Source organism: Campylobacter concisus (assembly GCF_902460415.1).
Lineage (GTDB): Bacteria > Campylobacterota > Campylobacteria > Campylobacterales > Campylobacteraceae > Campylobacter_A > Campylobacter_A concisus_Y.
In genome coordinates this window covers 32626-55569 of record NZ_CABPTY010000004.1, presented here as the reverse complement: position 1 = coordinate 55569, position 22944 = coordinate 32626, and the positions used below count along the sequence as shown (strand labels likewise).

The 22944-nt window shown below is 36.3% G+C and carries 21 protein-coding genes; 14 read left to right on the top strand and 7 right to left on the bottom strand.

What is annotated here, in order from left to right; genetic code table 11:
• The first annotated feature begins 48 nt into the window (after positions 1 to 48).
• The 6 genes from FZ940_RS08210 to FZ940_RS08185 all read left to right on the top strand — a co-directional run bounded on the left by FZ940_RS08210 (position 49) and on the right by FZ940_RS08185 (position 8018).
• Positions 49 to 678, top strand: a complete 630-nt coding sequence (locus tag FZ940_RS08210; RefSeq protein WP_148822256.1) for an NAD(P)H-dependent oxidoreductase — start codon at positions 49 to 51, stop codon at positions 676 to 678.
• Positions 679 to 822: 144 nt separating this feature from the next.
• Positions 823 to 4917: a diguanylate cyclase domain-containing protein gene (locus FZ940_RS08205; RefSeq protein WP_148822204.1), complete on the top strand. Its 4095-nt coding sequence runs from the start codon at positions 823 to 825 to the stop codon at positions 4915 to 4917.
• Positions 4917 to 5783 (top strand): ATP phosphoribosyltransferase regulatory subunit, encoded by an 867-nt coding sequence (locus tag FZ940_RS08200; protein ID WP_087576583.1) that lies wholly within the window; start codon positions 4917 to 4919, stop codon positions 5781 to 5783. Before FZ940_RS08205 ends, FZ940_RS08200 begins: the two co-directional genes overlap by 1 nt.
• A gap of 2 nt (positions 5784 to 5785) precedes the next feature.
• Complete coding sequence (locus FZ940_RS08195) at positions 5786 to 7036, top strand: adenylosuccinate synthase (protein ID WP_148822203.1); 1251 nt, start codon at positions 5786 to 5788, stop codon at positions 7034 to 7036.
• Positions 7033 to 7455: a flagellar export protein FliJ gene (locus FZ940_RS08190; RefSeq protein ID WP_021090542.1), complete on the top strand. Its 423-nt coding sequence runs from the start codon at positions 7033 to 7035 to the stop codon at positions 7453 to 7455. Before FZ940_RS08195 ends, FZ940_RS08190 begins: the two co-directional genes overlap by 4 nt.
• Complete coding sequence (locus FZ940_RS08185; RefSeq protein WP_148822202.1) at positions 7455 to 8018, top strand: MotE family protein; 564 nt, start codon at positions 7455 to 7457, stop codon at positions 8016 to 8018. Before FZ940_RS08190 ends, FZ940_RS08185 begins: the two co-directional genes overlap by 1 nt.
• Before the next feature lie 118 nt (positions 8019 to 8136).
• Here FZ940_RS08185 and FZ940_RS08180 read toward each other — a convergent pair whose 3' ends face one another.
• Both FZ940_RS08180 and FZ940_RS08175 read right to left on the bottom strand, forming a co-directional pair.
• Entirely contained in the window at positions 8137 to 9138 is a 1002-nt protein-coding gene (locus FZ940_RS08180) for a TerC/Alx family metal homeostasis membrane protein (protein WP_148822201.1), read from the bottom strand.
• Between the two features lie 17 nt (positions 9139 to 9155).
• Complete coding sequence (locus FZ940_RS08175; RefSeq protein ID WP_148822200.1) at positions 9156 to 10355, bottom strand: molybdopterin molybdotransferase MoeA; 1200 nt, start codon at positions 10353 to 10355, stop codon at positions 9156 to 9158.
• A gap of 135 nt (positions 10356 to 10490) precedes the next feature.
• On the opposite strand from FZ940_RS08175, the gene yedE reads away from it, so the two are divergent.
• Together yedE and FZ940_RS08165 are read left to right on the top strand one after the other, a co-directional pair.
• On the top strand, positions 10491 to 11549 hold the full coding sequence (gene yedE / locus FZ940_RS08170) for a YedE family putative selenium transporter (protein ID WP_148822199.1): 1059 nt from the start codon (positions 10491 to 10493) through the stop codon (positions 11547 to 11549).
• A 293-nt stretch (positions 11550 to 11842) separates the two neighbouring features.
• Positions 11843 to 13939 carry a TonB-dependent receptor gene (locus tag FZ940_RS08165; protein ID WP_148822198.1) on the top strand — a complete coding sequence of 699 codons (2097 nt, stop codon included), beginning with the start codon at positions 11843 to 11845 and terminating at the stop codon, positions 13937 to 13939.
• A gap of 92 nt (positions 13940 to 14031) precedes the next feature.
• Here the strand turns inward: FZ940_RS08165 and FZ940_RS08160 are convergent, their stop codons facing one another.
• Positions 14032 to 14862 carry a peptidylprolyl isomerase gene (locus tag FZ940_RS08160; RefSeq protein WP_148822197.1) on the bottom strand — a complete coding sequence of 277 codons (831 nt, stop codon included), beginning with the start codon at positions 14860 to 14862 and terminating at the stop codon, positions 14032 to 14034.
• A 70-nt stretch (positions 14863 to 14932) separates the two neighbouring features.
• Here FZ940_RS08160 and gltX point away from each other — a divergent pair, with 70 nt between their 5' ends.
• From gltX to FZ940_RS08130, 6 genes are all read left to right on the top strand, one after another.
• Positions 14933 to 16312 (top strand): glutamate--tRNA ligase, encoded by a 1380-nt coding sequence (gene gltX, locus FZ940_RS08155; protein ID WP_107811683.1) that lies wholly within the window; start codon positions 14933 to 14935, stop codon positions 16310 to 16312.
• Positions 16309 to 17562, top strand: coding sequence for a malic enzyme-like NAD(P)-binding protein (locus FZ940_RS08150; protein WP_148822196.1), 1254 nt, complete (start codon positions 16309 to 16311; stop codon positions 17560 to 17562). The genes gltX and FZ940_RS08150 overlap by 4 nt, the downstream gene beginning before the upstream one ends.
• Positions 17563 to 17651: 89 nt before the next feature.
• The gene (gene upp, locus FZ940_RS08145; protein ID WP_004317747.1) at positions 17652 to 18278 is read left to right on the top strand and encodes a uracil phosphoribosyltransferase; all 627 of its coding nucleotides are present in this window, start codon (positions 17652 to 17654) and stop codon (positions 18276 to 18278) included.
• Positions 18279 to 18287: 9 nt separating this feature from the next.
• A complete protein-coding gene (locus FZ940_RS08140) occupies positions 18288 to 18794 on the top strand; it encodes a ribonuclease domain-containing protein (protein ID WP_148822195.1) in 507 nt (168 codons plus the stop codon).
• Positions 18791 to 19063, top strand: coding sequence for a barstar family protein (locus FZ940_RS08135; RefSeq protein ID WP_148822194.1), 273 nt, complete (start codon positions 18791 to 18793; stop codon positions 19061 to 19063). Before FZ940_RS08140 ends, FZ940_RS08135 begins: the two co-directional genes overlap by 4 nt.
• Complete coding sequence (locus tag FZ940_RS08130; RefSeq protein WP_148822193.1) at positions 19060 to 19740, top strand: MqnA/MqnD/SBP family protein; 681 nt, start codon at positions 19060 to 19062, stop codon at positions 19738 to 19740. Before FZ940_RS08135 ends, FZ940_RS08130 begins: the two co-directional genes overlap by 4 nt.
• Positions 19741 to 19779: 39 nt before the next feature.
• On the opposite strand, the gene FZ940_RS09685 is transcribed toward FZ940_RS08130, so the two are convergent.
• From FZ940_RS09685 to FZ940_RS08115, 4 genes are all read right to left on the bottom strand, one after another.
• The gene (locus tag FZ940_RS09685) at positions 19780 to 20136 is read right to left on the bottom strand and encodes a DUF6803 family protein (RefSeq protein ID WP_262367625.1); all 357 of its coding nucleotides are present in this window, start codon (positions 20134 to 20136) and stop codon (positions 19780 to 19782) included.
• Positions 20055 to 20306: a DUF6803 family protein gene (locus FZ940_RS09680; protein ID WP_262367624.1), complete on the bottom strand. Its 252-nt coding sequence runs from the start codon at positions 20304 to 20306 to the stop codon at positions 20055 to 20057. The genes FZ940_RS09685 and FZ940_RS09680 overlap by 82 nt, the downstream gene beginning before the upstream one ends.
• A gap of 205 nt (positions 20307 to 20511) precedes the next feature.
• Entirely contained in the window at positions 20512 to 21225 is a 714-nt protein-coding gene (locus tag FZ940_RS08120) for a TorD/DmsD family molecular chaperone (protein ID WP_148822192.1), read from the bottom strand.
• The gene (locus tag FZ940_RS08115) at positions 21218 to 22891 is read right to left on the bottom strand and encodes a 4Fe-4S binding protein (protein ID WP_148822191.1); all 1674 of its coding nucleotides are present in this window, start codon (positions 22889 to 22891) and stop codon (positions 21218 to 21220) included. Before FZ940_RS08115 ends, FZ940_RS08120 begins: the two co-directional genes overlap by 8 nt.
• Between the last annotated feature and the right edge of the window lie 53 nt (positions 22892 to 22944).

The following is a 22944-nucleotide window of genomic DNA, read 5'->3' as shown; positions in this document are numbered from 1 at the left end:
TAATTTACTTAACCATTCTATAATTTCAAAAACTATAAAGGAGAGATGATGAATTATCTTGAAATTTTAAAATTTCGTCATGCTTGCAAGGTTTTTGACGAAAGCAAAAAAATCGGTGCTGGAGAGTTTGATTTTATACTAGAAGCTGGTAGGTTAAGCCCTAGCTCAACTGGCCTTGAGCAGTGGGATATCTTAGTTGTTCAAAATAAAGAGCTTAGAGAAAAAATAAAAGCTCTTTCATGGAATCAAGCGCAAATCACATCTTGCTCGCATTTAGTTGTCGTTTTAGCTAAGATCGAAGAGGTAAAATTTGGAAGCACCTACGTTAATAAAATAATCGCTAGAAATACCAACAAAGATCCTGAAGCCATTGCTGCAAGGCAAAAATTTTATCATGACTTTTTGCTAGCAAATTTTAAAAATGATGATGAGTTAACATTTCAGTGGTCACATGAGCAATGCATGATAATCGCCACAAATATGATGAATGCATCCGCGAGTTTGGGCATTGATAGTTGCCCGATAGAAGGCTTTGACAGACATGCTTTAAATAAACTTTTAGGGCTTGATGAGAGCTTTCAAAGAGTTGCTATTATGGTGCCATTTGGCTACCGCCTAAATCCACAACCAAAAAAACTTCGCAGAGAAATTTCTGATATCGTTACTTGGGTTTATTAATATTTGAGCCAAATTTTAAATAAGTTTTTGGCTCAATTTTAAATAAATCAATAAATTCTAAATAAATACTTATCTTTATAAACCCAAATCAAGTAAAAATGGGATAAAATCAGAGCCAAAACCTAAACTAACGAGGTGTCTATCGTGCTTGAGAAACAAAAAACCAGCCTTCAAATAGTAAAAATGTTTTATACAAAGGCTATTTTACTTTTGCTCTCATTTATATTTTTAGCATTATTTGTAGTTTGTGCCGGCACGAACGATATAAAGTATGATCTTAGCTCAACTAATTCAAATATAAAATCATCAATCTCAAATAGCTTTTTTATAATAAAAAACGATCTATTTTTAAAATCAAAAATGGTTGAAGTAGGTCTTAGCGATATGCTATTTGATAAAAATTCAACAAAAAACGATCTTTATATAGCTTTTTATGTTTTTGATAAAAATAGAAATTTACTCTATTCAAAGAGATTTTTAGGTGCTGATGACATAGCCGAAAAGGATCTATCTCAGCTTAGTTTAAATGAGACAGATGCTGGAAAATTTACAGTATCAGATCGAGTTTATAAAAACAATCGTTTTAGAGATATTTATGCATCTTATGGACTAAAAAATGTAGGCAGCATTTTAGTTCAAATTGATATAAAATTTTTGCAAAACTACACTAATGTAGATTACGATGAGAAAAGCAAAACTTATGCTTATCTGGTAGATAAATATGGAAATTTATCAAGAGATGAGTTTTATAAAAAATTCGATGAGTCGATGTTTTTGCCTTATGTGAGTCTTGGCGATGAGTTTAAAGAGGATAAAATAATATTTTCTTTAAGCCATATGAGCTTTTATCTCATAAGCTATATGCCAGAGTATAAAATTTTTGTTATTACCGCTTCAACGAAGCATTTTCATATCTTTATGCAGTTTGTGTTATTTTGGCTATCGATCTTTTGTTTTATATCTTCTTTGATTTTATGGGTTAGAGATGTGAAATTTATAAAAAATAGAATAATGCCAGCTTTAAAAGAGGTAAGAGATACTTTAGATGGCAATGAATATGAGATAAGACGAAGCCTTAATATAACAGAATTTGAAGATATAAAAAATGGAATAAACAAACTAAAGATAGAAACCAGAAAAGCAACTAATGGACTAGAAGAATACAAAAGTAGATTTGGCTATATTTTTGAGCAAAGCTTTTTGAAAATAGTAGTTTATGATGCTTATAGTGGCGATATTATTGATGCTAGTAATGCATTTTTGTCTTCCATTGGCTACACAAAAGATGAGATTATAGAGCTAAATTTAAATAATTTAATAGATGGCGATTTTGCATTGTTTATGCAAATGAAACAAGACGCTCAAAATAGCGATATGAGTTTTAAAATCAAGCTAAGAACAAAAGATGGCGGCACTAAGGAGGGATTTTTACAAGAGTCGCAGATCGAGCTAAGGGATTCTAGGCTAAATTTTATGCTTATACACGAGCTTGACGATGAAAAATTTACGAAAAAGGATAACGAAGCAATAAATGATTATTCTTTTTTATCGCCAAATGTAATAGCAGAAGCATTAAGCAGCGATCCATTTTCTATCGTAAGAAGTACGCAAAATATCGATAGTGTCTTTAAAGTCCCGCAAGATAAGAAGCTTATAAATTTAAAAGATCTAATAAGCCCTGAAAGTTTAGATGAGTTTGCTGTAAATATTTCTAATGAATCTAAAAAATTCTTTGAAAAAGGTAGCAAAAATAGCGAAATCAATCTCGTAGCTAATATGCAAACAAACGAAAATAACAAAACACCATTTAAAATAAAAGTAAAATTTATAGATAATGGTGCTGACAAAGAGCAAAAAATCATCTACTTTTTTAATGACCTAAGCGATATAGCAAAGTTGCAAGAAAAATATGATGCTGAATTAAAATATTTTCAAAGCATACTTTGGGCAAGCCAAGCGCTTGTCTTTTCATGGGATAAAAAAAGCGACACCCTTTATATCCCAAATGCTATTGCCAAGTCGCTCGGATATGCATTAAATGGGGATATGAGTATAAATTTTGAACGTGCAAAAACTATATTTGTAGATGAATTTGTAAGCTTTAAGGACTTTTTTGACCTTATAAAAAAAGGTGAAGTATATGATGGCGAAGTGCGTTTTTATAGGGCTGATAAAGAGATTATTTATGTAAGGATTAGAGCAAAATCAATAGCTTTTTATGATGGTGAAGCAAGCGTCATAAAAGGCACAATGCAAGATCTTAGTGTGCAAAATAGTTTTTTTTCTTATCAAGACCTTTTAGCAAAAATTTTCTCATACGCAAAAGAGCAAATTATTATGCTTGATGATGAGTTTAGGATTATAGATGCTAATGACGCTTTTTTCGATACGCTTGATATTTCTAGAGATAAAAATTTTATAGAGAAAATTTACTCAAAAGATATAATTAATTTTAAAAACGGACTAAAAGATATTAAAGATGAAATTTTAAATTCACTTAAAATAACTGGCTTTTGGCAAGGTCTTATTCATGATGTTCGAAGCAAAAATAGACTCGAAGTTATAAGTATAAGTAAGCTTTTAAACGCATTTGGCGATCAAGAGGGATATATATTGTTAGCTTCAAGCGCAAATGATGACTGCTACAATAAAGAATATCTCGAATTTATCGCGTATCACGATACGCTGACTGGGTTACCAAATAGATTTTTACTTTTCAATAAGCTAGAAAATCTGCTAAAACAAGCAAAAAAAAGCTTAAAAATAGCAGCTTTTTATGTTGATTTTGATAATTTTAAATCAATAAATGACGGATATGGACATCAAGTAGGTGATAAAATCCTAATAGAAATTTCAAAAAAAATAGATGAAATTTTCCCAAAACAAGGAATATTTGCGAGAATAGGCGGGGACGAGTTTATAGGTGCTATGCCTTATGAAAATTTGGGAGAAATTTACGAAACTGCTGAAAATATCTTAAGAGTGGGTCAGAGTAAAATTTCTATTGATGATGACGAGAAAAAACTTAGCGTAAGTATTGGTATTAGCTTAAGTAGCGATGCACTTAGTGTTGATGATCTAATTGAAAGAGCTGATTGGGCTATGTATCAAGCAAAGCTTAATGGAAAAAATAAATATTATGTATTTAATTCGAAAAAAGATACGTACTTTAAAAATGAATATAGAGATGACTCAAAGATCATTGAAGCTATCGATGCTGGCGAGATGTTCTTGCTATATCAGCCTGAGATTGATATAAAAAGTGGGGAAGTTAGCAGCTTTGAGGCATTTATTAGATGGAAAAATGGCGATAAGATATTAAGGCCATCAGATTTCTTACCACTTGCAAAAGGCTCAAAAGCAGTTGTTGCTATTGCACTATTTACACTAAAATATGCTTTAAAAGCTAGGGCTGTATGGCTAAAAGAGGGGATAAATGCAAAAGTTAGAGTAAATTTATGCATTAAAAAGCTAATGACTTCTGAGTTTTTTGAGAAATTTAAAAAGCTTTTAAAAGATGAGCAACTAGACGCTAATGGGCTAATCATAGACATCGTTGACTCCGCAAGTGGCGTAAATTTAGATGATGTTGTTAGATATATTGATGCTTATAAGGAGCTAGGCGTTAGCTTTTCGCTTGATGATTTTGCGTCTTATTCAGGCTCGGTAGAAGCTTTAGGTATGTTAAAAACAAATAGATTTAATATAGATAAAAGATTTTGCAAACAAATTTTTGATTCAGTAGAAGCGCTAAAGACCATACGTATGATAAAGTATGTATCAGATACATTTGATTTTGATGTCATGATAAAAAATTTAGAAGATAAAAGCATGCTTGAAATTTTTGTCGGATTTGGCTTTAGTAGATTTCAAGGACGGCTTTTTGCACCAGAGCTTAGCCTGGATGACGTACTAAAATTTAAATTCACTCTATCATCTCCACTAAATGTAAGAAATTTTCAAGATGATGAGAACTACAATATGCTTTGCAAAATAGTAGGCGTAAAAGAGCTTATGACTCGTTTGATAAATTTACTTAAATGCGATGAAAAAATAAGTGAAAAATTAAAAAGCGAAATAGCAAATCAAGTAGATGATATCAGAACAATAAATGAAAAATTAGCTGAAATTTTAGATACGATCCTTGTAAAAATAGACAAAGAGAACGTAATAAATTTAGCTAATGAGGCAATTTTATTATGCGATAATGATCTAAATTTGAGTGGAGCGAATAAATAATGAATGAAAATGCTTTAAATGTTTATGAGCACGAAATCCCAAATGGAAGCAAGCTGTACTTTGCCAGTAGCGCAAAGCTAAAGAGGCAGATCGAGCAAAAAGCTAGTGAAATTTTAGAAAATGAAGGCTTTAGTGAGATCGTAACGCCATTTTTCTCATATCACCAGCATTTAAGTGTAGATGCGACAAATCTTTTGCGTTTTAGCGATAGTCTAAATCACGAAATAAGCCTAAGAGCTGATAGCACGGTAGATACTGTAAGGATCGTGCTTAGAAGGCTAAAAGCAAACGAATCAAAAAGATGGTTTTATATCCAGCCGGTCTTTCGCTATCCAAGCCAAGAAATTTATCAAATCGGAGCCGAACTAATCGGTGAAAATGATGTTTTAAAAAGCATAAATATCGTAGCAAAGCTTATTGATGAGCTAAAAATGGATACATTTTTGCAAGTGAGCAATATACAAATTCCAAGAGTGATTTGTGAAATTTTAAGCGTGCCTATTGAAATTTTTGAAAATGGGCAAATGGAGAAAATTTTATCTCAAAATGTTCCATGGCTAAGCGCTCTTGCTCTTTTAAAGTCAGTTGATGAACTGGATGAAGTGATTAAAATTTCTCCAAGTAAACTAAAAGAACCGCTTGAAAATTTGAGAAATTTAGCCAGCGCTTTAGAATATAAAAATTTAAGAATAGTTCCGCTATATTACTCGAAAATGAGATATTACGATAGTTTATTTTTTAGATTTTTAAGAAATAACAGCATAATAGCAAGTGGCGGTAGCTACGAAATAGACGGAAAAATAAATAGTGGTTTTGCTGTTTATACAGATGCATTGATAGAAGAAAAAATTAATTTAAGGAAGTAAGAATGAGAAAGGCTGATTTAGTAGTTGGAGTTCAATGGGGTGATGAGGGTAAAGGCAAGATAGTTGATATGCTAGGACTAAACTATGACATGATCTGTCGCTCACAAGGTGGTCACAATGCCGGCCATACGATCTGGGTTGATGGCGTTAGATACGCGCTTCACCTTGTTCCAAGCGGAATTTTGCATAAAAATATCATAAACATCATTGGCAATGGCGTTGTTGTTTGCCCAGAAGTGTTAATCACTGAAATGGCTCAGTTTGAAAATTTAGAGGGGAGGCTTTATATTAGTGATAAAGCACATTTAAATCTAAGCTACCATAGCCAAATCGATCAAGCAAAAGAGAGACTAAAAGGCGAAAAAGCAATCGGTACGACTGGCAAAGGCATCGGACCAACTTATGCTGATAAAATAAGTAGAAGTGGTCACAGAGTAGGCGAGCTACTTGAGCCAGAGCGTTTGTGCGATGCTTTGATGCATGATTTTGAGACAAACAAATGCGTATTTGACGCACTTGGTGTCAAAATTCCTAATGAGAATGAATTGCTTGAAGAGCTAAAAAGATATAAAGAGGTTTTAGCTCCATTTATCGCAAATACTACAAATTTAGTTTGGAAAGCGCTAGATGAAGATAAAAAAGTCCTACTTGAAGGCGCTCAGGGCACGCTTTTAGATATCGACCATGGCACATATCCATACGTAACTAGCTCAAATACCATAAGTGCAGGTGCTTGCACAGGTCTTGGACTAAATCCAAAAGAAATCGGTGAAGTAATAGGCGTCATAAAGGCCTATACGACTCGTGTTGGCTTTGGTCCTTTCCCAACAGAAGATAAAGGTACGAGTGGCGATAAGATGTGTGATATCGGTAAGGAATTTGGCACAACAACAGGCCGCCGCAGACGTTGTGGCTGGTTTGATGCTGTGAGTGTAAAATATGCTTCAAGGCTTGACGGTATCGATACTTATGCGCTTATGAAGCTTGATGTACTTGATGGATTTGAAGTGGTAAAAATTTGCAAAGCTTATCAATATAATGGTGAAACTATCGATTATATGCCAACAGATCTTGAAAATGCAACTCCTATCTATGAAGAACTTGCAGGCTGGGATAGCGTAAAAGGCATAAGCAAATATGAAGACTTACCAGCAAATGCAAGAGCTTATATCGAGAGAATAGAAGAGCTAACTGGCGTAAAGATCGGCTACATTTCAACAAGCCCTGAAAGAAGCGATACGATCATTAGATGAAAAGCAAATTTACCTCTATCGTCCGCGTAAAAAAACAAGAGATGGATAAGGTAGAGGCAAAGCTCGCCGTTGCTAGGCTTAATGTAAGAAATTTTGAAGAAAATTTAGTACATTTAAGAGCAAGGCTTGAGGAGTTTTGCTTACCAAAAAGTGGCAATATAGGCGAGCTAAAGGAAAATTTAGAGTTTATAAAGATAGCAAGGCAAGAGCTAAATGCCTGCAAAGAGAGCCTTGAAATAGCTAAAAAAGAGGTTTCGCATTACGAACATAAATATAAAAATGCAAATTTAGAGTACGAAAAGATGAAATATCTAGAAAAAGAAGAGTTTAAAAAAGAGATAAAACGCATACAAAAAGCCGAAGCACTTGCGCTTGATGAGTTTGCAGTGATGAAATTTACAACTAAGAGCGAGTTGTGATGAGAGCGGTTTTATTACTCTTAACTATTTTAAATTTTGCATTTTGTTTTGAAGTACCAGTTGACTGTACGCAAATTTTTGAAGCTAGAAAAGAAGAAATTTCAAAGGAACTTGAGATCATAGATGAACAGCGCCAAGCTTTAGAAGTATTTCGCGCAAGCTCGGTAGCAGCCTATGAAGAAAATAATAAAAAGCTTACCAAAAAAGAAGCTGATCTAAATGCGACAATGAAAGTGATCGAGCAAAAACGCAAAGAGATCGATGAAGTGGTCGCCAAAAATGAGAAAATTTTAAAAGAGCTTCGCACAATGACTAGTGATAAAGTCAATGAGTCATATTCTAAGATGAAAGATGGCGCGGCAGCTGAGGTGCTCTCTAAAATGCCTAGATCAAACGCAGCCACCATACTTTATGCTCTTGATGCCAAAAAGATATCAACTATCATGGCAAAAATGGATCCAAAAGTAGCATCTGAGATCACCACTTTGCTTCAAAAAGGGCCACCATTTGCTGATGAAAAAGGCGATATGCCAACTCCAGCCGGTAGCATAAATATACAGTAATAAATTTTTGCACAAGCAAGTAAAATTTAAAGAATTTAGACATCAAACATAAAGTGCTATGCTTATAAATTTTTAATTTTAAGCTTGCCTAACTTTAGCTTGTATACTTTTGTGGTAGCTATTTTTTAACCAAACTTGCTACGACCCCAACTCCAAGGATGGTTAGAATGATAAAAAGGCTAATTTGTGCAGAAATTTCAAAACCGATATGAAAGATATGAGCAGTCGCATTTACAGCTAGCTTTGCTGCGATAAAAAATAAAAGCACGATCACAGAAATTTCTAAATACTTTAAAAAATTTTTGAGTGCTTCAAGCACAAAATAAAGCGTTCTTAGCCCAAGTATCGCAAATATCATCGCTGAATAAACAATGATAGGATCTTTGCTTACAGCAATGACAGCTGGAACGCTATCAAAAGCAAATATCACATCGCTTAGCTCAATCACACAAAGACACAAGAATAATGGTGTTGCTATCCAAGTGGCTTTTAGCCTTAAAATTTGATCGTTAAGAGTAGTTTTTTGACTATCTGAAATTTGCTTAGAAATTTCGCTAAATTTAACAAAAAAACTATGTCCAAAAAGCTGTGGTAAAACCGGAAAGAAGCGATAAACTGCCCTATAAGCTACGTGGTTTGAATAATCTTTTATATCTTCATCATACTTATCTTTTTTTATCATCATTACGGCACTATATGCGACTATTGCTGCAAATATTAGCTCCATCCAAGGCGAGATGGCAAAAAGCATCGTACCTACGGCTACAAAGATGAGTCTAAATATCATAGCTCCTATAACGCCAAAATAAAGCACTCTGTGGCGGTAAATTTCAGGTATCTTAAACCATGAAAAAATCGCCATCATCACAAAAAGATTATCTACTGAGAGCGACTTTTCTAGCGCATATCCTGCAAAATAAAGACTTGCTATTTCACTGCCTCGCTCAAAATATAAATATATGCCAAAAAGTACTGAAACTCCTATCCAAAAGATAGACCAAATGCCAGCTTGTTTTAGTGAAATTTTCTCATCATGTTTATGAGCAAAAAGATCTATTCCAAAGGCAAGTGATGCCATTATAAGAAAAACTATAATTGTTTGAATTTCTAATGCGTTCAACTTTTATCCTTAAAATTTTAACAAGGCATCATCAATACTTCTACTATCTCTCCTTTTTTGAGAAATTCTTTATCCATTGGGATCATTAAAAGTGCGGCTTTGTTTGTTAAGTTATTTACGATTGCTGAACTGCCAAGCTTTTTGCCATTTAGATTTACAAAATTTTTTCCTTCACGATTTTCTAAATTTACAGCCGTAAATTCTAAAAATGGTGAACGCTTTTTATAGTCTTCGTCCATTATAGCCGTTATCTTTGGCTCTTCTTGACCAAACCACGCATTTATTAAGACCCTTACGTAAAGCACACACATAACCATTGCCGAGTACGGAAATCCTGGCAGTGCAAAGATATATTTATCGCCTGACTTTGCCACTCTGATGTGACGGCCCGGTTTTATGGCAGCACCTTCGATGATAAGACTAAAATTTTCATTTAAAGCGCCTTTTACAAAGTCGTAATCACCCATGCTTATGCCACCAGTCGTCACTAATATATCAGCTGATTTTAGTGCGTTTATGATCGCTTTTTCGACAAGCTCGGCCTTATCTCTTACGATCTCGCAAAGGATCGGCTCCGCACCCATTTTGCGTATCTGCATAGCGATGCCTACGTGATTTGAGCTGTGAATTTGTGCTGGATTTTCTAGTGGCTCGCCAAGGTCTTTTATCTCACTACCAGTCGCTAGTATCGCCACTCTTGGGCGTATGAAAACGCTTACGTGAAAGACACCAAGCTCAGCAAGAAGTGCTATCTCAGCGTAGCTTAGACGAGCGCCTTTTTTTATTAAAATTTCACCTTTTTTGTAACTTTCCCCCACTTCGCGCACAGCAAAGCCCTTTGGCACACTCTTTTTGATGAGTATTTTTGAGCCGTTAACCTCGACATTTTCTACCGGCACAAGAGTATCAGTGCCTTCGCTCATTAGTGAGCCAGTGAAAGTTTTTACACATTTACTACCCTCTATGACTAGTCCTTTGTCGCTTCCAGCGGGCAGGTCTGTGATGAGCTCAAGCTCGCTTAGGCCATCTTTAAAGGCAAAAGCGTATCCATCCATCGCTGAAACCGGCTTTGCTGGGTAATTTTCAGTGGCTGTCACGTCGTAGGCGATATTTCTATCAAGTGCGTCCGTGATGGCTACTTTTTCGACCTTTTCCCACGCATTTATTGTATCTTTTAAAATTTTTAGGCTATCTGCGTAACTCATAAAATCTTTCATTTTTATCCCTTTTATGAAATTTTTGCATATTTTATCTACTTTGCTCTTAAAAAAATTAATCTTTGTTTTATTTAATGATTATTAAAATATCGTTTAAGAAATCAGTTTGATTTTACCCTATACACAGGAATATTCATGAATAAAACAGTGCTTTACATAATCGCAGGTGCAAGCTTAGGCATTCTTGGCCCAGTGCTTGTTTATTTTGGTAACCCAGCAAATATGGGCGTTTGCGCGGCTTGCTTTTTAAGAGATAGCGTAGGTGCTTTTGGCTTTCATCAAGCCAAAGTAGTGCAGTACCTAAGACCTGAAATTTTAGGGCTTATCATTGGAGGCTTTTTAGCTAGCATGCTTTGGAGTAGAAATTTCACTCCAGTATCTGGCAGTGCAGCATTTTCTAGATTTTTCCTAGGTGTGTTTGCTATGATTGGTTGCCTTATCTTTTTGGGCTGCCCATGGAGAGCGTTTTTGCGCCTTGGTGGCGGAGATATGACTGCTATTGCTGGCCTTGTCGGTCTATTTGCCGGCGTTTTTGTTGGACGATTTTTCAAGAAAAATGGTTATGTTATACCTGAAAATGATGCCACTACAAAACCAGTTGCCTTTTTACCATTAATTATTGCTGTTTTACTTTTAGCAGCCCTTGTTTTTGGTTTAAAGCTTGGCGATAATGGTGCATTATTTAGCTCAGAAAAAGGTCCAGGCTCACAGCATGCAAATATCTTTATCTCACTTATTTGCGCCATTGTTATTGGTATTTTTATGCAAAGAAGCAAATTTTGTTCGGTTGGTGCGATCAGCAAAGTTTTTGAGCGTGATTTTTCGATGTTTTACGGTATCGTATCGGTTGTTGTTTTTGCTAGCATTACAAATTTAGTGTTAAATCAATACAAATTTGGCTTTGAGGCTCAACCTATCGCCCACAATGACATTCTTTGGAACTTTCTTAGTATGACACTCGCTGGTCTTTGCTTTAGCCTAAGTTATGGCTGCCCAGGCAAACATTTAGTGCAAATGGGAGCTGGAAATTTAAGCTCAGCTGTATTTGTCTTAGGCATGGGAGCAGGCGCTGCGATAAGCCATAACTTCATACTTGCAAGCTCACCAGCTGGTATCACTTCTTACGCTCCATATGCCGTAGCGATCGGCTTTATCTATGCTATTTATGTCGGAGTTTTTACTAAAAAAGCATAATATAAATTTGGCTGCTTTTGCAGTCAAATTTACTCACTTTTTATATCTATCACTTCATCAAAAAGTTTAAAAAGCTCGCGTTGGTGTGTGATCATTAAAATACTAGCCTTAATCTTAAAATTTTTTAGCGGCAATAGTAATGCATTTTGTTTTAAGATATGGCAAACGATAATTCTAAATCGAACTAAAATTTTAACAATGAATTGATAAAATTAATAAACATCAATATAAAGTAAATATTTTAAGCTATTTTGATATAGAATATCGATTTTAATTTTATCTAAAGGAATTCTATGAAGTTTAGTATACTTGCTTCATCACTAATCTTTAGCTCGCTGTGGGCTTTAGATACAAATAACAGTGATTATTCAGTTGTTTTACCAACTATCGAGGTGGAAGGTATCTCGGAGCAAAATACCCTAAAAGGTTATATCGCGTATGATAGCGCGGATATCAATAGGAATGGACTCAGCAACAAAGAGACGCCACAAACTATCGAAAATATCGATATACAAAAGAATAGAAACTATGGCACAAACGATCTTTCAAGTATCCTAGAAGGAAATGCTGGTATTGATGCAAGCTATGATATGAGAGGCGAGAACATCAGGATAAGAGGCTTTAGTGTTGATGGCGGTGATATATATAGAGATGGTGTTAGAGACTCTGGCCAGATAAGACGCAGTACAGCAAATGTTGAGAGAGTTGAAATTTTAAAAGGACCAGCATCGATCTTGTATGGAAGAAGTGACGGCGGTGCGGTTGTAAATTTGGTTAGTAAAAAGGCAAATTTTATGCCTGTTTACAAGCTCTCAGGCAGGGTTGGTAGCTGGAGCAGATATGGTGGTGGTGTTGATATAAATCATGTAGTAAATAATCAATTAGCCGCAAGACTAACGACTGATATGGAGCGTGGAAAATCATGGAGAGAGGGCGTAAAATATAAAAATTTTATGATAAGTCCAAGTATTATTGTGACAAATGATGGTGGAACGGTGAGCTTTGAGGCGCAATACACATATGATAATGCTTGGCGCGTACCTGATAGAATGCCAACAAAAAGTGTCTATGACAAACTTGGTATCGACTATACAAAGGGATTTTCTCACGATGGAGACTTTGTTGAAGATAAGCTTCATTTCTTCCGTACTGAGCTAAATGCGCAACTAGTAAAGGATATAAATTTAAAATGGGTTTTTGGATACAGAAAAGCTAGTCAAAATTTTGATCATTATTTTAGTGGTACCATCATGCCTGGAAATAGATTAAAGCAAAACTATGCTAAACAACAAACCGATAATGACACGCTCTCAAATGCTATAACACTTACAAAAGAGCTTGAATTTACAAGATTTAAGCATAATCTTACTTTTGGATATGACAACAGCGTAGAAACTCGCCATCCAAGGCTTTGGTATGACAAAGCAAAAAATGTAACCATAAATCCATACGCATCAAGATCAAGTTGGGGTAGCGTGGGCTACATGCCGCTTACGACAGACAACAAACACAAAGCTATAAATAATGGAGTATTTTTAGAAGATCTAATAAGCCTAGATGATAAATATAGGCTACTTCTTGGTGGCAGGTTTGACTTTTATGAGTTTAAGACAAGAGACATAAATGGTAAAACAAATAGCTATAAAGGGGATTCTTTTAGTCCAAGAGTTGGCCTATTGTGGGATTTTTTGCCAGAGCATACCGCATACGCTTCATACTCAAAGAGCTTTGCCCCTTATGGTGGTCGCGGAAATATAGGTATAAGTACAGGCGATACAACGATGCTTGATCTAAAACCACAAAATAACGAGCAATACGAAATCGGCTTAAAAAGCACATGGGCGGATAATAGATTTAGCTCAAATCTTGCGATATTTCAGATCGAGCATAATAATATAAGATACCAACCAGATTCTAAAAATGATCCATATACATGGGCAGTTCGCGGCAAGGAGCGCAGCCGCGGTATCGAGCTAAACATCTTGGGTCAAATTTATGAGAATTTATACTTGCGTAGCTCTCTTGGATATATGAGAGCTATTATCGCAAGTGATAAGTCAAATCCATTAAACGAAAAACTTAGTCTAAAAAATACAACTAACTGGCAGGGAAATGTTTTTTTAAGATATGCTAAAAACGACAAATGGTATGTCGAAAGTGGCGTAACAGGATACTCTAAAAGATATAGTTACGAATTAACTAAAACAAGCGTAACCGATCAACACTTGCCCGGCTTTGTAAGGCTTGATGCAAGTGCTGGATATAACTTTAATGAACACGCTCAAATAACACTGGCAATAAATAATATCTTAAATAAAAAATACTGGCGTTCTGATTCAAGACCGGGCGACGAGAGATCGTTTATGCTAAATATGCACTACACTTTTTAACTAAAATTTACACCGCCTTCTCTTTGGCGGTGTAATCTTTTGTCATGTGAAATTTGGAGAAATTTAGCCACCAAGGATGGCTAAATTTGAAGTTATCTTAAAATTTGAATCTTTGCTTTTGCGCGGAGTTTGTCAAAATAATCAGCCATAAGTTTTTCTTGCTCACCTTGATAAAGCTCGTTTATAACATTATCCTTAACATCTGCAAAGCTTGGAGTATATGAGCCGATCTTCTCTTTTACTAAAAACATATCAAAGCTGTCAGGCCCTTGCAAAGGCTGTGTGTAGTCACCGTTATTTGTGCTTGAGATGATCGCAGCAAGCCTTGGATCTATGCTTTGATAGTCCAAACTAACCTCTTGTGTTTGCACGCCGTCTAGCAGCTTCGGACTTGTCTTTTGAGCCTCAAGTAGCTCAGGATCTTTTGCTCTATAAACTACGACTCTAGCGGTGCTAAAGACCTTAAATTTATCAGGATTAGCATCAAAATACATCTTTGCTTTTTGCTCATTTACATTTTTGCCAGCTTCAGCCAAGATACTTTTATAAAGCTTTTCTTGAAGCATCTTTTTTTCTATGTTGTTTTTAAAGTCCAAAAAGTCCATGCCTTGAGCTTGGATAGAGCTTCTAAACTGCGAATTTGTCATACCATTTTGCTTTGCGATCGATTCGATCCTGTCGTTTAGCTCAAATGGCGTTACGCTAATGTTTAAATTTTTTATCTGAGCATCTTCGAGTCTATCTCTTATGAGTAAATTTAAGGCATCTTGTTCGCTAGCTCTTAGCTGCTCTTTCAAGCTATAAACTTCATAAAGCGTGATTGGTTCGTTCTCCACAATAGCTGCGATACCATTTACCATCTGAGCCGAATATAAATTTAAAGCACTTAGCATGCCAGCAGCCAAAAAGAGCAATTTTTTCATAATAAAACCTTTATTTAAGTATTTAGTAAATATAATTTTGGGCAATTATAACATAAAAATAAGGCACAAAATGATAGTTACTAGATTTGCTCCGTCGCCTACTGGATATCTACATATAGGCGGACTTAGGACAGCTCTTTATAATTATTTATACGCAAGAGCTAATAATGGAAAATTTTTACTTCGCATCGAAGATACTGATTTAAAACGAAACTCAGAAGAGGCCACGCAAGCCATAAAAGAAGCGTTTGCTTGGTGCAAGCTAGATCACGACGGCGAAGTGACATATCAATCAAAAAGATTTGATCTTTACAAGGAGTATGTAAAAAAGCTTCTTGAAGAAGGAAAAGCTTATAAATGCTACATGAGCAAGGATGAGCTTGAAGAGCTTAGAGCTAGCCAAGAGGCAAGAAAAGAGCGTCCAAAATATGATAATAGATATAGAGATTTTACTGGCACGCCTCCAGCTGGCATCGAGCCAGTCATCCGTATCAAAGCCCCACTTAGCGGTGAGATCGTTATACATGATGGCATAAAGGGCGAGGTTAAATTTAAGGTTGAAGACATATTAGATGACTTCATCATCGCAAGAAGCGACGGCACACCGACTTATAACTTCACGGTCGTGATAGACGACGCACTAATGGGTGTAACGGACGTCATCCGCGGCGATGATCATCTCTCAAATACCCCAAAACAGATCGTTCTTTACGAGGCACTTGGCTTTAAGGTACCAAAATTTTATCACGTAGCGATGATAAACGGCGAGGATGGTAAAAAGCTTAGCAAGAGGCATGGCGCAACCGATGTCATGGAGTATAAAAAGATGGGATATCTGCCTGAAGCGCTCTTAAATTTCCTTGTTCGTCTTGGCTGGAGTCATGGCGATGATGAAATTTTTAGCATTGATGATATGCTTAAATACTTTAATCCAAACGATATCAACAAAAGCTCAAGCACCTACAATGCTCAAAAGCTTGACTGGCTAAATTCTCATTACATCAAGACTTTGCCTTATGAGAGACTAGCTCATGATATGCTCGAGTTTGGCGTAAATTTTAAAGCCTTGGCAAAGGGTGAGTTGCTGTTAAATTCGCTCCGTGAGAGATCAAAGACACTAATCGAAATGGCAAATAGTGCAAACGCGATCATCAACGCTCCAAAAAGCTACGATGAGAAAGCATGGGCTAAATTTATAAATGAAAATAGCAAAGAAATTTTGGCTAAATTTGCTCAAATTTTAGATCGTGACCTTGACGCAAAGGGCTATGAGGAGCTAACAAATAAATTTTTAGAGCAAAATGGCTTAAAACTAAAAGACCTAGCTCAAGCCTTAAGGATAGCGCTAACTGGCTCAAGCGTGAGCCCAAGCATCTTTGAAGTGCTTGAAGTAGTGGGCAGTAGCGAGACGAAAAATAGAATACAAAATTTATTAAAGGAAGAAAAATGACACATGTAACTAAAGAAGAAGCACTAAACTACCACATAGGTGGTAAGATCGAGATAAAGGTAAAGACGCCCTGCGAGACATCAAGAGACCTTTCAATGGCCTATACGCCTGGCGTTGCAGAGCCTTGCAAAGAGATAGAAGCTGACAATGAACTAGCTTATAAATATACAAATAAAGCAAATCTGGTAGCCGTTATCACCGATGGCACGGCTGTCCTTGGGCTTGGCGACATCGGTGCCATCGCTGGTAAGCCAGTTATGGAAGGAAAGTCAGTCTTATTTAAAAAATTTGCAAACGTTGATGCCTTTGACATCGAACTAGACGAGCACGATCCAGATAAGATTGTTGAGATTTGCAAGGCTCTTGCTCCAACATTTGGCGGTATAAATTTAGAAGATATCCGTGCTCCAAAATGCTTTGAGATCGAAAGGAAACTTCAAGAAGCAGTCGATATCCCTGTAATGCATGATGATCAGCACGGTACAGCGATGATAACAAGTGCTGGCATGATAAACGCAATGGAAATTTCTGGCAAAGATATATCTAAGATAAAAATCGTAGTTAGCGGCGCAGGTGCGGCTGGCATTGCATGCGCTAAGATGTATAAAGCGCTTGGTGCAAAACATATCGTGATGATAGATAGCAAAGGCGTCATTCACTCAAAAAGAACAGACCTAACGCCTGAAAAGATAGAGTTTGCGCTTGAAACTGAGGATAGAACTTTGGCTGATGCGATGAGGGGTGCTGATATGTTTTTAGGTCTTTCTAAGCCTGGTGTGCTTACAAAAGAGATGGTTGCTTCAATGAATAAAGAGCCTATTATCTTTGCTTTGGCAAACCCAGTGCCTGAAATTTATCCAGAGGACGTTGAGGCTGTAAGAAGTGACGTTATGATGGGTACAGGCAGAAGCGACTATCCTAACCAAGTAAATAACGTGTTAGGTTTTCCATTCATCTTTAGAGGCGCGCTTGACGTTAGAGCTAAAAAGATCACTGAAAATATGAAAATGGCAGCTGCTAGAGCACTTGCACAGCTTGCAAAAGAGCCAGTGCCAGCTGAAGTTTTAAAAGCAAGTGGTGTTAGTGAGCTAAAATTTGGTAAAGAGTATATCATTCCAAAACCATTTGATAAACGTGTACTTACAGCAGTTGCTCCAGCAGTTGCGAAAGCTGCGGTTGAGGACGGAGTAGCAAGAGTAAAAGACTTTGATGTTGAGGCCTATAGAGCCAAACTTGCAAAAGGTTTTTAATCAAATTTAGCCCAAATATGGGCTAAATTCTTCTCTTGGCATTTTGTAAAAGACAAACCTTGTAAAAACAGTAAATTTAAGGACAAAAAATGCAAAACGTAAAGCTCATCTCGCACCCATTGATTGAGCATAAATTAACCATTCTACGTGATAAAAACACCCAACCTTTTCAGTTTCGCATGCTAGTTGATGAGATCAGCTACCTTATGATCTTTGAGGCGACTAGAAATTTAAAGGTAAAAGATGTCAAAGTCCAAACTCCAGTTGCGGTAGCAGATGCAAAAAGGCTTACTACAAAGGTGATGATATGTCCTATTTTAAGGGCTGCTCTTGGTATGCTTGATAGCGTTTTTACCATCATTCCAGATGCGAGTGTGGGCTTTTTGGGTTTTCAGCGAAACGAAGAGACCGCTCAGGCTGAGTTTTTCTACGCAAAGCTTCCAAAAGACGCAAAAGAGCGCATGGCGATCATCATCGATCCTATGTTTGCGACTGGCGGCACGGCGATAGATGCGGTCAAATTCTTGCGTGAAAAGGGCGTTAAGGAGATCAAATTTATCTCTATCATCGCTGCTCCTGAGGGGCTAAAGAGATTTAGCGAAATTTACCCAGACGTCGAGGTCTATACGGCATCGATTGATGAGAAACTAAACGAGAAAAACTACATCGTTCCTGGTCTTGGTGATGCTGGCGATAGAGTTTTTAACACGCTTTAAGGGTAAAATTTGAATAAAAGACTTTTGCCAGCCTTAGTCGCCTTTATCATTGCTATTATTGTTGGCACTTTTTTCTTTTCAAATAATGGTAGTGAAGTAAATAAAAACGCTCAAATTTTACTTGAGCAACTAAACAAAGAGGGACAAAAGAGCCAGAGCCTTGCAGAAAATGGCTCATACACTTCAAAAGATGAGGTCGCTCTTTATATCTATAAATTTAACAAGCTGCCAAAGAATTTCATAACCAAAAAAGAGGCACTTGAACTTGGCTGGGACGCAAAAAGCGGAAATTTATGGCAGATAAGCGGCGGCAAAAGTATCGGCGGAGATAGATTTTTAAACAGAGAAAAGAAGCTACCTGAAGCTGATGGCAGAAAGTGGTTTGAATGTGATGTAAATTATAATGGTGGTAGGCGCGGCGCTGAGAGAATTTTATACTCAAACGACGGGCTTATCTACTACACGCCTGATCACTACGAGCATTTTTACCTGCTTTATGAAAAGAGGATGCAATGAAAATCGTGATCTTAGATGCCAAAAAGATGCTCGAAAAAGAAAAAATGCATGAGTATTTTGCCAAGAAATTTGACCTACCAGAGTACTACGGCAGAAATTTAGACGCACTCTTTGACTGCCTTTGTGAGATAAATGAGCCAACTCTTATAAAGCTAAAAAATGAAAATTTTTTGGATAGTGCCACAAAAGAGAGCTTAACCCAGCTATTTTGTGACGTTTGCAACGAAAATGAGCTAGTTAAATTTGAGCTTGTAAAAGATGAAAAATGATATTTGGAAAGATTGATTATCTAAATTTACTCCCATTTCACGTATTTTTAAAATCAGCCCCACTTAGCTCTCAGATAAAAAAGGCGATCGAGTTTAAAAAGGGCGTGCCAAGTAAGCTAAATAGGGCGCTAAACACTAGAAAGATCGACGCTGCGGTTATCTCAAGCATAGCTAGTAAAAAGGCAAATTTAAAGAAGCTAAATTTTGGAATAGTCGCCAAAAAAGATGTAAAAAGCGTGCTTGTGCGTAAGAACTCAGCCCCAAAGCCAGATCCTGCCTCAGCTAGCTCAAATGCCCTAGCCAAGGTGCTTAAGCTAAATGGCGAGGTGATCATAGGCGACAGGGCGCTAAAGGCATACTTAAGCGATGGCAAAGAGTGCTTTTACGACCTTGGTAAAATTTGGCACGAAAAGACAAATTTGCCATTTGTTTTTGGTAGATTTTCTTACGTAAAAAACGGCTCATTTTACAAAAGACTGGTCGCAAAATTTTTACAAAAAAATGTAAAGATCCCAAACTATATCTTAGCCCAGTATGCTAAAAGCCGCGAGATAAGCGAGCAAGATATCAAGTGGTATTTGAAATTTATAAGCTACAAAATAGGCCCAAAAGAGCAAAAATCACTCAGAAAATTTTTTAAAGAAAATAGACTATTAAAAGCGGCAAAAAAGAATTAAATCTAAAGCTGCTTAGCAACTTCCAAGAAACTTTTAAATTTAGTGATGCATATGCATATTAGTTGAGTTGTCATCACTCATATTTTGCATTATCATCTTGTGGTGATCATGCATCGGCATATCTGCTGGTATGTTCATTTGCATATTCATATGCATATCCATCTCGCCATCATTAGCCTTGTAGCCTGTTATGGTAGGATCAACCATGCCAAATATCATAGCGACGTGTCCGACGATCAAGAAGAAGATGAGCAGGCAAAAGTGAAGCTTTAGTTTTGCTCTTTCGCTTGCGTTTTTATAGATCAAATTTAGCTCTAAAAGCGCGATGCCAAGAAGCGGGATGACGCCGATGAGATATGAGAGTAGATAGCGATAACATCGGCATATCCGCGCCATTTTATAGTTGGATAAATTTTTGCTAAAAAGTAGATCACAAGAGCTGTAAAATAGACCCCAAGCACTATGCCAACAAATTTGCTAACAGCTTTAAAGCCAGCGTTTTTACCACTATCCATGTGATATATCGTGAAAAACTCCATCGCCACTAAAAGCTCCGCAAGTCCCATAGGTAGCACCATGTAGAGGATAGATTATAAGGTTGATTGAGCGATAAAAGCTCCATGTAGTGTGTCATTACCATTGTAAATCCTTTGTAAAAAATTAAAGAAATTTACTACCAAGGGGCTAAGATAGTTAAAAAATATCAAGAATAATTGTGAGATTTAAGCGGATGTTAAATTTACTCCTAGCTGGGCTAAGAGTAAATTTAAGCTAGTCTTTAAACTCGTGTGAGATGACTGGAGAAAATTCTTCCCAATGAAGTTTGGTTTTGATTGTTGGCATCTTGCTTTGAAATGGCTCTTTCTTAAGAGCTGCCATAGCGACACTATCGCCTTTTGGCTTAGCTGGTGCTTCTACGTTTAGTATAGAGCGTTCAAGATCGATGAAATCTTTTAAAATAATAGTATATGATTTAAAGAAATTTGCCTCTTTGTGAGCTGAAAGTAGCTGAGAAAACTCATCTACAAATAAATTTAAAGTTTCAGAAAATAGCTTGTTGCTAATATTTTTTGCATCATTAAACTCATCTTTTAAAAATGTAGCCATCGCTAAAAATATAAATCCAACGTAGTCCTCGCTGTCTTTGCAAAGCTCTCTATCACGTCTATATGGGCTTAGTTTTAAACATTCAATAACCCTAAGCCTAGCTGCTCCGTTATCTCTGCCCTCTTCATAAAATGAAGCACTTAAGGGGATGTTTGTAAAGCCAAAAAGAACGTCATTTTGTTCTTTTAAAAATTCTTCAAAGCTAAATTTATCTAAATTTTTAAATGCAGCATCACTATCCTCACTCAAAGGATTTGCACTTAAGTATCTTAACTGCTCTTTCCATCTTGCAAATTTCTCATCATTTGTGTAAAAAAACATAGGGTATGCTAGAAATTCGTAAAAATATGATCTTGCTTTTATGATGTTTTTATCCATTCAATAAATCCTCTTTCATCGCGTTTATTTGGGCTTGAACCATTAGTTTGGCCTTACAGTCAGCACAGCAGTAAAGCGCTTTTATCTTGACCCTATCGTTGCCAAATCTTGGTTGCATTATAGTTGCGATCTTTTCGACCGCTTTTTTGGTCGCAAACTCTTTTCCGCACTCAACACAGGCAAAAAGCTCATCTCGTGCCAGCTCATTATATGTAAAAAACTCAGGCTTAAGAGAAATTTTTCCAACCTCAAGGCTTATGGTATCTTTTTCAGCACAGCTTAGTTCGCAGTATCCGCAAGCTGTACAGACGCTTGGATTAAATAAAATCGAATTTGTCTTTTTATCAGCTACTAGCGCACTTACGTTACAAGCGCCAACGCAACTTAGACAAAGTGTACAGCTATCAGTATTTATCTTGACATCGCCATATCTTATCATCTCGCCGCTTTTTACCACGCCAAGATCTTCGCTACCTACTAAAAACTCGAGTCTTTTTGCAAAAATTTCTCTTTTTGGCAAGGCATATTCGTTTATCGTGTGTTGTGAGTCAGCTATAAATTTTGCCTTTTTGAGCGCATCTTCAAGCTCATTTTTATCTTTAGCGTGATAGATCGCCGTCTCTTTAAATTTAAGCTCATAAATTTGATTTAAGATGCTAATGGCGTCTTTTTCGCCTTTGCCAAGAGTTTTGCTAAATAAAATCACACTCGCACCACTTTCTTGAAGCAATGTAAGGAGATGCGCTTGATTTAACATATGTGGTGCTGATATGAAAAAAGGTAAGACATTTTCAGGTAGGCTTATATTTAGCTCATCTAAATTTGTTTCATTAGAGATTATTAGTGGAATTTTACCTTTGTAAAGTTTGGCAATAGTAGCAAATGAGTTTTGTGGCATAAGTGTAGAGTCAAGAGATCCGCTAGGGCAGACGCTAATGCAGTTACCACAATTTACACAATCGATTTGTGAGAAAACAAGATGCTTTGTCTCATCTTCTTTTAAAATGGCTACAGTTGGACAAACATCGACACAGCGTCCACAAATTTCATTTCGTCGTTCGTGATATTGACAGATCGAAGAGTCATATTGAGTTAGGCTTTTGTACTTAAATTTTGGAGTTTTTTCATTTAAAATTTTAAGCACAGCTTCATCTTCTAGCCCAGCTATTTCATAACAGCCGCTTTGCTTTAGCATATAATCCCTTGCATTTTCAACCAAGAAAAAGTCACAATCGACCTCAAATTCGTCATTTGCTCTAAGTATCAAAACACTAAGCTCGCCAGCTGCGCCATAAATAAATTTTACTTCAAAGTGCGTTAATTCAATGACTTTATAGCCATTTTCTTTTAATAAATTTGCTAACTCCTCACGGCCTGAGTTGCTTACTATTACGACATTTTTGCCGACTTCTTTTTCGTAATCAACATCCTTTGCCATGTCAAATGCAGTTGCTCTTGCTTCATAAAGCAAAAGTGTATTTTTAGCTTTTTCTAATACGCTTGCAGTTGTATTTTTTAGATAAAAATTTATCTCAGGTGCGATAATGTTTGCTTTAAGCTTTGGCGAGTTAGAAACTAAATATTCTTCCTTTTCGTTATTTATTTCTATCTGTTCATTTAGCATTAAAGTATCGTCAAAATCGTTATAAAAGCCAAATTCTTTCATAATTTCTCCTATTATCAAAAACAGGCTTATTTTAATATTAATGGGATTAATAG